Below are 14,482 nucleotides of genomic sequence, written 5' to 3'. Positions count from 1 at the left end.
AATAGAGAATCTTTTTTTGTTTGCAAATGCTTTATATTTACCAAGCATGAAAGCATTAAAGTTTTATAGAGAAAATAAATTATTTCTTCACTTTTTATTCTTGTTTTGTTGGGTGTTTATTTTGAAAAATAGTATCGGAATTGCAGATTCATGGCGAGATTTTGTTTTTCATTTAGATGCTCCAATTTGGGTTTTTATTCAGGCTATTCTAATTTTTTTATTAACTAGTTTTATTAAAAGAAAGTTTTATAATGATAAAATAAATCAAGTTTCTTCTATGTGGAGATATTTGAAGTTTTTTGTTGTTAGTTTTATTATTTATATTTTGATAAATAATATTTTAGGTCTTTTCATATCGTATATGTTTAACACAATTCCTAGAAATTATGGTAATTCATTTATGATAACATATAAGCTTTTTAATCAAGTTATAGATTTTATCATCTTTGGAGGCATTTCTTTAGCTTATTTATATTCAAAAGAAAATAGAGATTATAGAAAACGATTAAGTGAATATGAAATTGCTAGCTCTAAAAGCAAAATACAACAATTAAAAAATCAATTAAATCCACATTTTCTTTTTAATAACCTTAATGTTTTAGATCAATTAATAGAAGAAGATAAGGAAAAAGCATCTGAATTTTTAAGTAGTTTTTCTGAATTATATCGTTATGCGTTATTTAGCTCAGAAAACGAACTTATTCATATTGATAAGGAACTAGTTTTTACTCAAAATTATTTTGAGTTAATGGATAAAAAATACGAAAAATGCTATAGATTAAATATATCTGAAGAAATTAGAAACTCTGAAATTATGGTTCCACCATTTTGTCTTCAAGTATTAATAGAGAATGCTATTATGCACAATTTAGGAACCATCGAACATCCAGTAATTATTCAAATAAATTTAGAGAAAGGAATTAAAATAAGTAATAATAAAGCTAAATTAAAGTATAATAAAAAAACAAATGGAGTTGCTTTAAAAAATTTAAACAAACAATTTCAACTATTAACAAATAGATCTATAGATTTCATAGATACAGAAAACAATTTTACAGTAATATTACCACTTGTTAAAATGAATACACATGATTAAAGTAGTAATTATTGAAGATGAGGTTCCAGCTAGAAAAAAATTAATAAGATACTTAAATAAATTATCAGATCAAATTAAGGTTATAAAAGAGATAGATACTGTAGATGAAGTAAAATCTTTTTTTGAAACTTCTCCGGATATTGATTTAATTTTCTCAGATATCGAATTAAGAGATGGAAACGTTTTCGATTTTTATAATCAAATAAATATTAATTCTCCTATTATTTTTACAACAGCTTACAATCAGTTTTGGATGAATGCTTTTGAAACTAGTGGTATAGAATATTTATTAAAACCGTATTCATTTTCGCGTTTTGAAAAGGCATGGAATAAATATACTTCGTTAATAAAAAAGAAAGATGACAACGATATTTTTAAAAAGTTAGATGCGTATTATCAGACAAAAGAAATAGTAAAAACAAATTATAAAGATTGTATTTCAGTAAGATCGAAAAACGATATATATTTTTTAAAAGTAGAAGATATAATGTTTTTACAATCAGATTATGGAGTAGTGTTTGCGTTCGACTCTTTAAATAAAAAACATTTATTAAATCAAGGAACTTTAAAAGAATTAGAAGAAATTTTAAATCCAACTGATTTTTTTAAAATTAATAGAAGTGAAATAATTAATAGGTCTTATATCAAAAAAATAAGTAGATATACCAAAAACACAGTATCTATTCATTTGAAAAACAATATTTTGAAAACGAGTCAGAGTAATACAGCTGCATTTAATTCTTGGTTAGGTATATAAAATAAACCCTATCAAATCATAGCTTTTTGACAGGGTTTATAAGTTTTTAAAGAAACAGAATTTTCATTTTCTTAATTTTTTGCTTTATTTTCTTTTAGCAATTTTTCCTTTTTCTAGCAATTTTAATTTTCATTTCATTTTTTTAAAACTTCTTTTTCAAATATTAAGTTTTTTCTTTTTCTATTCAAATTTATGATCATTGTATGTTTTCTACAACTAATATTGAGTAAAGTGCAGTTTACATTGAGTGAAATCGACGAAATAATAAGTGTGAAAGTAGAAAATTATTTTTCTAGGTAAATATCTAAGTCTGTAGCCTTAGTATTAATTTTATATGTAGGTGATTTTTGCCAAATCGTCCAACCAGTTTTTTTCCAAACTTTCGGAATAATAGGAGATTTAGTACTAATGTAATCAGCAACCCATAATGGATATTTAGCAAACCTTTTATCTGTTAAGTATCTGTTAGCAAAGAAATAACTACAATAAATCATTGGTGTTCGACCTGATAAACTTTCAATAGTGTTCAAAAAGATAAATAATTCAGATTCTATATTCTTTAAGTTTGCATTTTTGTTAGAAGTTTCAATATCTACAACAGGAGGAAAGTCTTTACGATTAATGTCTTGTATTTGTTTCCAAAAGTGAATGGCTTGCTTTTTAGGATTATCTTGTATTACATAATAATGATAAGCTCCTCTTTTAAATTTTTTATTTTTCGATTCTATCCAGTTTATATGAAATTTCGGATCAATATAAGTTAAACCTTCGGTTGCTTTAGAGATTACAAAATAAATGCTATCAGGAAGTTTGTCTTCTAAGATATTACCATTCCATTTAGAAATATCTATTCCAAATTTCCTTTTTACATGATGAGTTTTAGTTTTTTTATTGGTAATTAAAACTGGAGTTTGATTTATTTTTTGGTGAATTTTTTGAATAGAATTTTGGATTTTTTTATTCGATTTATTTAAATCTGTATGTAACCATACAAATGATATAAACAGGAGTAGAAGTCCACAAACAACTTCAAAGATTCTTTTTTTATAAAAAGGTTTTTTCTCTTTTTTTGGATTAATATCATTTATGATATCTAGAATCTTATCTGAGATAACAACATTACCCATTACATTTTTAATGACAAAGTGACTATCGTTAAATTGAATTCCTTTATAAATAATTTCATCTTTAGCATTTTTTATTTCTTCAGGTTTATCTGTATAATCACCATTGTCATTTAAGATAATTTTTTTGCTTTCTATTTTAATGTCACCAAAATCATTACTTAAAACAAACATTGGATTTTTAACAAAATGCTGTTTTCTAAAAATTGAAATAATTCCATTAGAATTAAGAAATTCTAACAAAGCTAATAACTGACTAAATTCAACTATTGCTTTTTTTTGATTAACTGGGTTGTTATAAATTTTATTAGTTAGGAAATAAATAGCATATTGTTCTCTTAATTGAACAATTAAGGCTTTCCCTTTTTCTTTAGAAAAGAATATTTTCTCAAGTAATTCTTTCAAATTAACAATACCATCTCTACGAAAAGAACTGATTTCGTGTAATAGTTGTACTTCAAAGTCATTAAAACTTTTCATAGAAGAGTAGTTGTAATTTGTTTGGTTATTTTTTTGATTTTAAAACAGTATTCAAGAAATTATATCTTGAATACTGTTTATTGTATTAATAGTGTAGTGTTTAACTAAGAATCTGAGTTTCCGTCATTTCCAGAAGCATTGTTTTTAGTAGATGCTTTTTTAGAAGAGTCAGTGTCATCAGCGCTTCCAGCTTCATTATATCTATTAGGATAATATTTAGCTAACCAGGCTCTTGCAATCTCCGATTGTGTTATTGGCTTTAAATAATAATTAATTGGAACTCCTAAATTTTCACCTCCAGCAATACACTTATCTACATAATCTTCCATTGCTGTCATCATAGAATTTGTATCAATCACTTTATTTTGTCCATCATCAATCTCTGCAACACCACTTAAAGTAGCTTTAATTGTCGCATTTTTTAAAGTAATCATTTGTTGTCCAGTTCTGGCAGCAGCTGCACCTTCTGCGATTGTATTATTAGCACTTGCTGTAGCACCTTGTAATGTAGCTAATTCTTCCATTGTTTTAGCAGGATCAAAATCAGAAAAACTTTGCACTGCCATTTTTACTTGATTTGACTTTATAGATGGAATAATTCCCATAGTAATTAAAGTCGCATGTGAAGTTACATTTTGTGTACTTAATAAGTTTTTTGCACTATCAGAAAATGTAGAACTAACACCAAAAGAACCTGTACCAGAAGCAAACCAACCTCCAATATCAAATGTTTCTTGCATAGAAGCAGCAATAGATTCCATTCTTTGACTTGATTGAGATTGTGTAGTATTTAAAATATGAACCATTCCTACAAAAGAAGAACCATAAGTAGCACCTGAAAGTATTGAAAAAGAAGGATCATTTTTTGTGTCAGATTTTGCTTCTATTTCAGCAATTGAAGCAACATCATTTGTTTTTATCATATTACTTGGATTCATAGCATTCCAAGATCTAACAGCTTTATCTACATCTAATACATAAGGCGCAAAAACTTGAGCGTTTTTGTGAGTACATGTAATTGTAATTACTAAAGTACCAGCAATACTATGTCTTGAAAATTGACTATTTACTTGTTCTTGAGCAGTTGCACTAGCTTGTGATGATTGTCCTTCACCGAAAATACTTAGTGATTCTTCAACAAAAGAAGCAACTGTAGCAGCGTGACTTGCTGAAGTCTGAGAATTTTGATCGTAAGAAAAATATTGACTATTCATCTGTAAAGAATCACTAGAAATTGGCATTTGTTTTAACTGACTTTTATTATAATCAATTGGACTTTCTACAGATTCATTAACTGCATTCATTTTAGCTTTTAAAGGTTGAATTGCCTTTTCTGATTTTATTTTAGCTAAACCATAAGCTATTGCAGCTTGTTGAACTTGTTTCCCTATTTGTTCAGATTCTTTAATTAATTCGTCTGTATTGATTCCCATACCCATAGTTTCTTGTATGGTCATATCAACACTTCTTTTTAAAGCAATAAATGAATTTAGTTCACTTTCAGCTGCATCTGCTGGTGCTTGAAGTTTAGAAATTTGAACTATATTTTCTAGTTTTTCTTTTGATACGATGTTTCCTAAAACAAGAGAAGGATCGTAAGGAATGGTTGATGGCATAACTTGTAATTTTAAGTTTAGATATACTATAAAATTACTTCTCAATTCATGAAAATATAGGTTGAAATAACTTAAAGGACTTTATTTAAGGAACAAGTGTCGTATTTAAAATCATCAGCGTAGTTAAGTGAATTAAACCATATTTTCATTGATGATATTAATGATTTTTTGCTGATCATCTTTAAAATCAAACCAAATAGTTTCTGTATCTCTTCTAAACCAAGTTAATTGCCTTTTAGCAAATCGTCTTGTATTCTTTTTTATTTCAGAAATTGCAAAATCTAAATCCCAGTTTCCATCAAAGTATTCAAAAAGCTCACGATATCCAACAGTTTGTAATGCGTTTAAATGTTTGTGTGGATATAAAGCTTTAGCTTCTTCTAACAAACCATTTTCTATCATAATATCTACTCTTTGATTTATTCGTTCGTAAATAATTTCACGATCAGCAATTAATCCAACTTTAATAGATTTAAAATTTCTAGGTTCTTTTTCTTTATTGATGAAATAGGAGTAAGGTTTATCGGCTCCAATACATATTTCTAAGGCACGAATAAGTCTATGCGGATTATCAATTGCTATTTTTTCAAAAGATTTATAATCCAATTCTTTTAACTTTTCTTGTAAAGTTCCAATACCGCTTTCTTCAAGTTCTTTAGATAAATTTTTTCTGATTTTTGAATCTACATCAGGAAAATAGTCTAAACCTTTTAAAACAGCATCAACATATAATCCACTTCCTCCAACCATAATTTGAGTTGGATTTTCAGTGAACAATTGATTAAGTTTTTTAATGGCATCTTTTTCAAAACTACCAACATTGTAATCTTCAAAAACACTTCTATTTTGAATAAAGTGATGTTGAGCAGCTTCTAATTCAAAAGGTTCAGGAACAGCGGTTCCTATAGCCATTTCTTTATAAAACTGTCTAGAATCACATGATAAAATATCACAATTAAAGTGTTTTGCTAATTTTATACTTAGTGCAGTTTTACCAATTGCTGTTGGTCCTACGATAGTGATTAATGTATTCATTATTCGTGTAGCTTATTTCCACAATGATAACAGTAAATAGCATCATCATCATGACCTTCTGTGGCGCAATGAGGGCAAGATTGTGTATTTAAATCTAATTCCGTTTTCTTGACTATTTCTGAAGAAACAATTCCTGTAGGAATAGCAATTATGGCATAACCTAAAATCATAATTGCGCTCGCAATAAATTGTCCTAAAGGAGTTCCTGGAGCAATATCCCCATAACCTACCGTAGTAAGTGTTACTATGGCCCAATAAACACTCCTTGGTATACTAGTGAATCCATTTTCTGCTCCTTCAATTAAATACATTAATGAACCTAAAATGATACAAATAATAAGTACAAAGAATAAAAAAACAGAAATTCTTGCTAAACTGGCTTTTATTGCTTGGGCCAGATGGTTAGATTCTCCTATAAACCTAGCTAATTTTAAAATTCTAAACACGCGTAATAATCGTAATGCTCTTAAAGCAACAAGAGTATTAGTTCCTATAAAAATTACAGAAAGATATTTAGGAATAGTAGATAAAAGATCAATAATACCATAAAAACTAAAAATGTACTTAGAAGGTTTTTTAATAGAAATTATTCTTAATATATATTCTATAGTGAAAAGAATTGTAATAATCCATTCAGCTATATTTAATAAGTTATTATACTTTTCATTTATTGTATTAACACTTTCTAACATAACTATAGCTATACTAAAAAGGATAGCTATTAAGAGAATTACATCAAAAAGTTTTCCTCCAGGTGTATCTGCTTCATAAATAATTTCATGAAGTTTTTGTTTCCAGTTTTTTTTTGTTTTTTGAGTACTCAAAGTAGTTATTATTTGAGCAATATTACAAATTATTTTCTAGTTCGTATCGCACAATTTTATCAGCATTATTTGTAGTTAAATAATTTTTGATAATTGTTTTTGCTAGTGCTTTGTTTTTAATTGGAGTTAAAATATTTTTAAGAACTTGAATCTTATTTGTTTGATAAGATAAGTTTGTATAAGCATAGCCAATAACTTCATTATTTTCAATTAAAATAACTGCATTTTCTTCGGGTATTCTTCCTTTAGATATGATAATAAAATGATTATGCCCAAAATTTTTTTCAGTGATTTTTCTTTTACGAATTATATTATATTTAGGTCTTAATGTATCTAATTGTAAATAATATTTCAACCTGGTAAATAGTTCATTGCCAGTATTCTCATAAGTTATGGATTCAACTTTTTCTTTTATTTTTAAAGCACGTTTAGATTGTTTCAAAAATAGCTTATTGGCTTCAAAACGAATATTTTTTCCTCGACCAGTAAAAATTACATTACCTTCTTCATTATGTACATAGTAAATACCTTCTTCTTCAGGTAAATCATCAAGTATGCTTTTAATTTTTAGTTTATGATTTCTATTGTCAATATATTTAATTGTATGCTGAAGTATTTTTTTCTCTTTATCTTTTTCTAAAAGAAGTTGAAATAATTTTACTGTTGCTAAAGCATCTCCATTAGCTCTGTGTCTGTCTGTAACAGGAATTCCAAGATTTCTACATAACTTTCCTAAACTATACGATGGCTGTTCAGGAATTAATTTTTTACTTAAAGATACAGTACATAGCGTATTTCTGAAGTAATCATAACCTAATCGATTAAATTCAGTTTTTAACATTCTGTAATCAAAGGCTGCATTATGTGCAACTATGATACAATTATCAGTTATCTCTACTATTCTTTTGGCTATTTCGTGGAATTTTGGAGCGTTACGGAGCATTTTATTGTTGATTCCTGTTAAGCTAACAACAAATTCTTGTATTTCCTTTTCTGGATTTACTAAAGTTATGAATTGATCAACTATTGAATGACCATCGAACTTGTATACCGCTATTTCGGTTATTCCTTCTTCGTTAAATTTTCCACCAGTGGTTTCAATATCTAAAATTACATACATGCAAACATCTCTCCCGTTAAAAGTTTAGTATAATTAAGGAATTATATTGAGCAAATATAAGAAAACCAGTTTAGTAATTAAATAAAGTGATTATATGTTGTAATTTCTAGCTCCAAAAATAGAGCTACCAATTCTAACCATTGTACTTCCACATTCTATGGCTAACTTATAGTCGCCGCTCATTCCCATCGACAAAATAGAAAAATTCGGATTATATTCTTTTAATTCATCATATAATTTATGTAATGATGAAAATTCTTCTGTTAATTGATCTTGATTATCGGTAAAAGTAGCCATTCCCATTAATCCGACAACTTTTACGTTGTTTAAGTTACTAAATTCTTTTGAATTAATAATATTTTTGATTTCATCGAACGGTAATCCGAACTTAGTTTCCTCTTTTGCTATACGAGCTTGTAATAAACAATTAATAACTCTATTGTGCTTTTTAGCTTGTTTATCTATCTCTAAAAGTGTCTTAAAACTATCTACTCCATGAATCAAATCTACAAAGTGAGCCATATATTTCACTTTGTTTCTTTGCAAATGACCAATCATGTGCCATTGAATATCTTTTGGTAGCTCATCGTATTTTGCTACCATTTCTTGAATCTTATTTTCACCAAAAATTCGCTGACCAGCTTCATAAGCTTGTACAATGTCTGAAGAGGGCTTGGTTTTAGATACTGCAACTAGCGTAACTTCTTTTGGAAGTTTATTTTTTATTTGATCAAGGTTATCTTTTATCATGATAAGATTTCATAAATTGTTAATGCACTTCTTAGTTTTGGTTCTATGTAAGTTGTTTTAGGAGGCATCACTAAGCCTTTATCTACAATTGTTTTAATTTCATGTATAGAAGTAGGCATCATACCAAAAGAAACAATAAACTCACCATTATCAACTTTTGTTTTAAGTTCTAAACTATCTGATTTGTCTTGAGAATATATAATTTTAGAATCATCTCTGATATCTTCAATTCCTAAAATTGGCTTTAAAACTGTTCTAAATAAAATTTCTGCATCTAATTCACTTAATTCATCTGTAAATTCGTAAGCTGATTTTCGTAAATAAAGTGCGTAAAAGTCGCCATTTAAATACATACTGAAATGATGTTTTTCTCTAGGTTTATATAGTTCTTGACCTCTTTTTTCTATTCTAAAATATGTATCTAACTCAATTAAAAATTCATCTGGTGTTAAACCATTTAAATCTTTAACAAATCTGTTAAATTCATAAATACTAAGTTGACTTTCAGGTAATAAATAACTCATAAAAAAGTTATAATCTTCTTTACCTGTATGATTTGGATTTTCTTTAGCTAAATTTTTAGCTAAAATACAAGATGATGTTGTGCGATGATGTCCGTCAGCAATATAAAGAGTTTCTATTTTTTTAAAAGCTTGAGTTAAACTTTCAATGTCTGAAGGGGAATTTATTAACCACAATAAATGAAGATCTTTATCTGACGTCGTAAATTCGTATTCTGCTCTTTCCTTTTGATATTTTTTTATGATTGTTTCTATTTCATCATTATCAGGATAGGTGAGGAGCACTGGCTCTGCATTAAATCCTGTGTTTTTTAAATAATTTTCAAATAGTAATTCTCTTTTTCTTAACGTTCGTTCATGAATTTTGATCACATTATTGTGATAATCTTCAGTTGAAGTAGCAGCAATAATTCCACTAAATGATTTTCCTGAAGATATTTTTTGATAGACGTATAAAGAAGGTGTTTCGTCTTGAGTAAAAACGTTAGCTTCTTTAAATTCTAAATATCTATTATGAACTAATTTAAAGCGTTTTTCACCAGTAACATCTTGTATATGATATTTATATCCTGGGTTTACTACATGTAAAAATGTAAATGGATTGAATGCTAGCTTTGCATTTAATTCATTTTCGGGATAAGTTTCATAAGATTTAGATGAAACCAATGCAACTTTATCTCTAGTTGGTCGTACTGCTTTAAATGGTTTTATTTTAGCCATATATTATGATAGTAAATTAGCAATTTGATTTGCTAATTCGATACTAATTTTTTCTTGTGCTTCGTTTGTTGCTTTAGCAATATTAGGTGATAAAGATAAATTTGGATTCATTAATAACTGAATCTCAGGATTTGGCTGATTTTCAAAAACATCTAAAGCTGCATAACGAACAGGACCTTTATCAATAGATTCAATTAAAGCGATTTCGTCAATTAATCCACTTTTCACACAATTAATAATAATTACACCTTCTTTTACTTTTTTAAATTCAGCTTCTCCTAGTTTAAAATTGTCAGAATTTAAGTGGACAGTGATAAAATCAGATTCTTCTATTAACTCATCAAAAGGAATACTATTGAATTCAAAATTAATAGTTTGCCCATCAAAAAACTCTAATTCAAGAGTAGTTTCCATAATTTCAGGATCAGAGAAAACAACTTTCATTCCATAACCTAAAGCTATTTTAGCAGTAGCTAAACTAGAATTGTTAATTCCTATTAAACCTAAAGTTTTACCATTTAACTCAACTCCTTGATATAGTTTATGTAATCCTTTAAAATTCATATCACCTTCTAAAGGCATTTCTCTATTTGCTTGATGTAAGTTTCTTGCTAAACCAGATAAATGAGCGAAAATTAATTCGGCTGTAGCATTAGCACTTCCTTCTTTACTATCAACTATTTGTAATCCCTGATCTATAGCATATTGTACATCGATGTTATCCATTGAACCACCAGAAGCGATTAATTTTAAACTCGGACAAGCATCAATTATTTCTTGCTGAATTTGTGTGTTGTTTTTAACTAAAATTGCATCAATAGCATTATCATTGATATAATTTTCTAGTTGTCCTTGAGCAACTTTAGTAATAATTACTTCAAATCCTTTACTTTCTAAAATATCAACTCCTCCTTGAGTAATTCCTTCGTTTACTAATATTTTCATTTTGTAATTTAATTCGTTTTGTATGTCAAATTGAAATTATTTCAGTTTCTCTAAATCATAAGATTCTGAAACTAGTTCAAGATGATATATTTTATGCTTTTCTTTCTAGTTCTTTCATAACATCTACTAATGCTTGTACACTATATAAAGGTAAGGCATTATACATGCTAGCTCTGTAGCCACCTACAGAACGATGACCATTTATACCATTTATTCTAGCTTCTTTCCACATAGAATCAAAGCGAGATTGTAAACCTTCATTTATAGTAAATGTAGCGTTCATAACACTACGATCTTCTTTAGCTACGATTCCATTAAACAGAGGATTCCTGTCAATTTCATCATACAAAAGCTTCGCTTTTTTATTGTTTACTTCTTCAATAAAATTGATACCACCTAAATTTTTTAACCACTCTAATGTTAACATAGAAACATAAACTGGAAAAACAGAAGGTGTATTAAACATACTATCTTTCTCTACATGAGTTTTGTAGTTTAACATAGATGGTACTTCTCTACAAATACGATCTAATAGTTCTTCTTTAATCACTACTAAAGTTGTACCAGCTGGTCCCATGTTTTTTTGCGCTCCAGCATAGATTAAGTCAAATTTTGAAAAATCTAGTTGGCGAGAAAAAATATCTGAACTCATGTCACAAATCAAAGGAACATCAGTTTCAGGAAATACATTCATTTGTGTACCATAAATGGTATTATTACTTGTGCAGTGAAAATAATCTACATCGTTAGGTATACTATATCCTTTTGGAATGTAAGTAAAGTTTTTATCTTCAGAAGAAGCTACTTCAACTAAATTTCCGAAAAGTTTTGCTTCTTTAATCGCTTTGCTACTCCAAGTTCCTGTGTTTAAATACGCTGCTTTTGTATTTAAAAAATTATAAGCTGTCATTAAAAATTGAGTACTAGCACCACCTTGTAAAAATAAAGCTTGATAACCTTTATCTAGTAAATTAAGATGTTCTAAAGCTAGTTTTCTTCCTTTTTCTATAACCTCAACAAAAGGTGCGCTTCTATGGGAAATTTCTATTAATGATAAATCATCATTATTAAAATTTACAACAGCTTCAGAAGCTTTTTTTAATACTTCTTCAGGTAAAATGCATGGTCCAGCGCTAAAATTGTGCTTTTTCATTTAAATTAAATTTAGAGGTTTGATAGAAAGTTTAATGTATTTACACCATCGGCATAATCCCATAAATTAGGATGTTGTGTTTGTCCGAAAGAAATTTCATTTTCAATAAAATCCTTAGCAACAACACATTGTATTTTTTCTCGATCTTCGTAAAGTTTGATTTTTAAATCATCAGAGTTTTCATAATACTCATAAAAAACAGAAGCAATAGGAGAAGCATAACTTTCATCTTCTTTTATCATTAAGAATCCATTTTCAAGAATATCAAATTCACTCATTAAGTATACTGCTTTATTGTAATCGTAGTTGTTAGCATACTTAGCATTATTGATAATATCTTGTTTATTGTACATTCCTTTAAAGAAGTGGTCGAAATCATATCCTTTAGGAATAAATAATTTAGAAACAGAACGACAACCTAATCCGAAATAACGAAAAACATCTTCGCTTAATCTTATGTAATCTTCTTCATTTTCATTACCAGATATTACAGCTACAGAGTTTCTATTTTTACGAATAATATTGGGTTTGTCTTTAAAATAGTATTCAAAATATCTAGCAGTATTATTACTACCAGTAGCAATAACAGCATCAAAATTTTCTAATTTTTCACTGGTGAAAGAAATTTTTCCTTTAAACTCTTCATTACAAAATTCAAGATATTTAGCTATGAAGGGTAATAAATGTTTATCGTTTGTTGAAAGTTTAGCTAAAACAGCATGACCAGAAATTAATACAGAAAGGAAATCATGAAAACCGACTAACGGAATATTACCTGCCATAATTATGGCAATAGTCTTACTTGAATCATCTTGTAACGATTCATTTTTAATCCATTGCTTGATATTTTTTTCAGTTAAAGCGTTTGTCCAACTTTCACAAGCAAATAATAGGTTTTCTTTAGTAAACCAATTATTATTTTCTTCTGCCAATTTTAATTGATGTTTAAATCCATCAAAGAAAATATCATTGAACTCAATAGTATTATCCTTTTGAATTTTGTTTCTAGAAAATTGACTTAAAAAGTTACCTAACTTTATAAAGGTGCTAATACGTTTTTCGATTTTGTCCATTTAAATTGTTTCTAAATTAAATTGGCTTTATTTTTGCGTCAGCAAAGTTACAAAACTGAAATAGATTAGCTATGGCGATTATTATAACAGATGAATGTATAAATTGTGGTGCTTGTGAACCTGAGTGCCCAAATACAGCAATATACGAAGGAGCAGAGGAGTGGAAGTATGCAGATGGTACAGATTTAGAAGGAAATATAGTTTTACCTAACGGAAATAATGCAAATGCAGATGAAGAACAGGAACCAATTTCTGATGAAATTTACTATATAGTTGCAGATAAATGTACAGAATGTAAAGGTTTTCATGAAGAGCCTCAATGTGCTGCTGTTTGTCCGGTTGATTGTTGTGTTCCAGATGAAGACAATGTAGAAACAGAGGAGGAGTTGTTAGCTAAACAACGATTTATGCATAACGATTAAATTCTAATCATTGGAATTTTTAAATCCCAAGCAATTTTGTTTGGGATTTTTTTATTGTTTTTGAGCAACAATTACATAAGTGTCGAATGCATAACTTTTTCGATCTATTATTTCTAAAACTTTAAAATTATTTAATTCTAAAAATAATTGCCATTCATTTATTGTAAATGCACGAACTTCAGATTGATCATCGGTTAGTAAAACGTGATTTTGATCTTTTATTTCATAATATTTTGCATCCCATTGAAACATAAAATTCTCTTTAGTAATTTTAGGTTTCATAAAACTAATTCTAGAGTACTTTTTATTTTTAGTTTCAGCTTTATGAGTAATTGTTTTCCCTTCTTTAATAAATGGAAAAAAACGATTAGCATCAATAAAATCAAAACAAAATATACCATTTTCATTCAAATGACTATGAATGTTTTTAATAGCTTTTTGTACCAATATATTATTCAGCAAATAACTAGTAGTTCTAGCTGTAATAATTATACTATCAAAAGTTTTATTTAAGTAAAAATTGGTCATATCTCCTTTAAAAAATGTACCTGTTGGATTTCTTTTTTGTGAAAGTAGAACCATATCATTACTCAAATCCATTCCATTGTAATCTATTGTAGAGTTAATAAAGCGTTTTGCTAAATGACCAGAACCACAACCAATTTCTAATACATTTTTTTTACAGTATTGATTAATGATTTTAGAATAAAACTCAAATTCATCTTTATAGTTTATAAAAGTTTGATACATTTCATCGTAAATATTTTCAAAACCGTTAGAGTATAAACTTTGCATAATTTATTTATAAAAATAAAAAATGCTACTTATTAAAGTAGCATTTTTAAG

Annotated in this window: 14 protein-coding genes; 3 read left to right on the top strand and 11 right to left on the bottom strand. The window is 27.7% G+C overall.

From position 1 onward, the window contains the following. Positions 1 to 121: 121 nt before the first annotated feature. Both ACSIGC_RS02715 and ACSIGC_RS02710 read left to right on the top strand, forming a co-directional pair. The gene (locus tag ACSIGC_RS02715; RefSeq protein ID WP_442266623.1) at positions 122 to 1,096 is read left to right on the top strand and encodes a sensor histidine kinase; all 975 of its coding nucleotides are present in this window, start codon (positions 122 to 124) and stop codon (positions 1,094 to 1,096) included. Continuing rightward, positions 1,089 to 1,853 (top strand): LytR/AlgR family response regulator transcription factor, encoded by a 765-nt coding sequence (locus tag ACSIGC_RS02710; protein WP_442266622.1) that lies wholly within the window; start codon positions 1,089 to 1,091, stop codon positions 1,851 to 1,853. Before ACSIGC_RS02715 ends, ACSIGC_RS02710 begins: the two co-directional genes overlap by 8 nt. A 284-nt stretch (positions 1,854 to 2,137) precedes the next feature. Here ACSIGC_RS02710 and ACSIGC_RS02705 read toward each other — a convergent pair whose 3' ends face one another. The 10 genes from ACSIGC_RS02705 to ACSIGC_RS02660 form a co-directional block, all read right to left on the bottom strand. Continuing rightward, entirely contained in the window at positions 2,138 to 3,457 is a 1,320-nt protein-coding gene (locus tag ACSIGC_RS02705; RefSeq protein WP_442266621.1) for a glycoside hydrolase family 25 protein, read from the bottom strand. Between the two features lie 104 nt (positions 3,458 to 3,561). Next, positions 3,562 to 5,073 (bottom strand): hypothetical protein, encoded by a 1,512-nt coding sequence (locus ACSIGC_RS02700; RefSeq protein ID WP_442266620.1) that lies wholly within the window; start codon positions 5,071 to 5,073, stop codon positions 3,562 to 3,564. A 132-nt stretch (positions 5,074 to 5,205) separates the two neighbouring features. After that, positions 5,206 to 6,108, bottom strand: coding sequence for a tRNA (adenosine(37)-N6)-dimethylallyltransferase MiaA (miaA, locus tag ACSIGC_RS02695; RefSeq protein ID WP_442266619.1), 903 nt, complete (start codon positions 6,106 to 6,108; stop codon positions 5,206 to 5,208). Then, positions 6,108 to 6,932, bottom strand: coding sequence for an ion transporter (locus tag ACSIGC_RS02690; protein ID WP_442266618.1), 825 nt, complete (start codon positions 6,930 to 6,932; stop codon positions 6,108 to 6,110). Before ACSIGC_RS02690 ends, miaA begins: the two co-directional genes overlap by 1 nt. A 22-nt stretch (positions 6,933 to 6,954) precedes the next feature. Further along, positions 6,955 to 8,052: an exonuclease domain-containing protein gene (locus ACSIGC_RS02685; RefSeq protein WP_442266617.1), complete on the bottom strand. Its 1,098-nt coding sequence runs from the start codon at positions 8,050 to 8,052 to the stop codon at positions 6,955 to 6,957. A gap of 90 nt (positions 8,053 to 8,142) precedes the next feature. After that, on the bottom strand, positions 8,143 to 8,805 hold the full coding sequence (locus ACSIGC_RS02680) for a YggS family pyridoxal phosphate-dependent enzyme (RefSeq protein ID WP_442267740.1): 663 nt from the start codon (positions 8,803 to 8,805) through the stop codon (positions 8,143 to 8,145). Then, a complete protein-coding gene (locus ACSIGC_RS02675; protein ID WP_442266616.1) occupies positions 8,799 to 10,043 on the bottom strand; it encodes a DUF1015 domain-containing protein in 1,245 nt (414 codons plus the stop codon). Before ACSIGC_RS02675 ends, ACSIGC_RS02680 begins: the two co-directional genes overlap by 7 nt. Before the next feature lie 3 nt (positions 10,044 to 10,046). Next, the gene (locus ACSIGC_RS02670; RefSeq protein ID WP_442266615.1) at positions 10,047 to 10,988 is read right to left on the bottom strand and encodes an NAD(P)-dependent oxidoreductase; all 942 of its coding nucleotides are present in this window, start codon (positions 10,986 to 10,988) and stop codon (positions 10,047 to 10,049) included. 91 nt (positions 10,989 to 11,079) lie between these two features. Next, complete coding sequence (gene serC / locus ACSIGC_RS02665) at positions 11,080 to 12,141, bottom strand: 3-phosphoserine/phosphohydroxythreonine transaminase (RefSeq protein WP_442266614.1); 1,062 nt, start codon at positions 12,139 to 12,141, stop codon at positions 11,080 to 11,082. A gap of 11 nt (positions 12,142 to 12,152) precedes the next feature. Beyond that, positions 12,153 to 13,214, bottom strand: a complete 1,062-nt coding sequence (locus tag ACSIGC_RS02660; protein WP_442266613.1) for an acyl-CoA reductase — start codon at positions 13,212 to 13,214, stop codon at positions 12,153 to 12,155. Positions 13,215 to 13,285: 71 nt separating this feature from the next. On the opposite strand from ACSIGC_RS02660, the gene ACSIGC_RS02655 reads away from it, so the two are divergent. Further along, positions 13,286 to 13,636: a 4Fe-4S dicluster domain-containing protein gene (locus tag ACSIGC_RS02655; RefSeq protein WP_442266612.1), complete on the top strand. Its 351-nt coding sequence runs from the start codon at positions 13,286 to 13,288 to the stop codon at positions 13,634 to 13,636. A 51-nt stretch (positions 13,637 to 13,687) separates the two neighbouring features. Here the strand turns inward: ACSIGC_RS02655 and ACSIGC_RS02650 are convergent, their stop codons facing one another. Next, positions 13,688 to 14,431: a class I SAM-dependent DNA methyltransferase gene (locus tag ACSIGC_RS02650; protein ID WP_442266611.1), complete on the bottom strand. Its 744-nt coding sequence runs from the start codon at positions 14,429 to 14,431 to the stop codon at positions 13,688 to 13,690. Positions 14,432 to 14,482: the final 51 nt, after the last annotated feature.

The sequence above is a fragment of the Tenacibaculum aquaeponti genome, assembly GCF_052084715.1.
In the GTDB taxonomy this organism is placed as follows: domain Bacteria; phylum Bacteroidota; class Bacteroidia; order Flavobacteriales; family Flavobacteriaceae; genus Polaribacter.
Note: the sequence above shows the minus strand (reverse complement) of the source record. Positions and strands in the feature narration are given on the sequence as shown.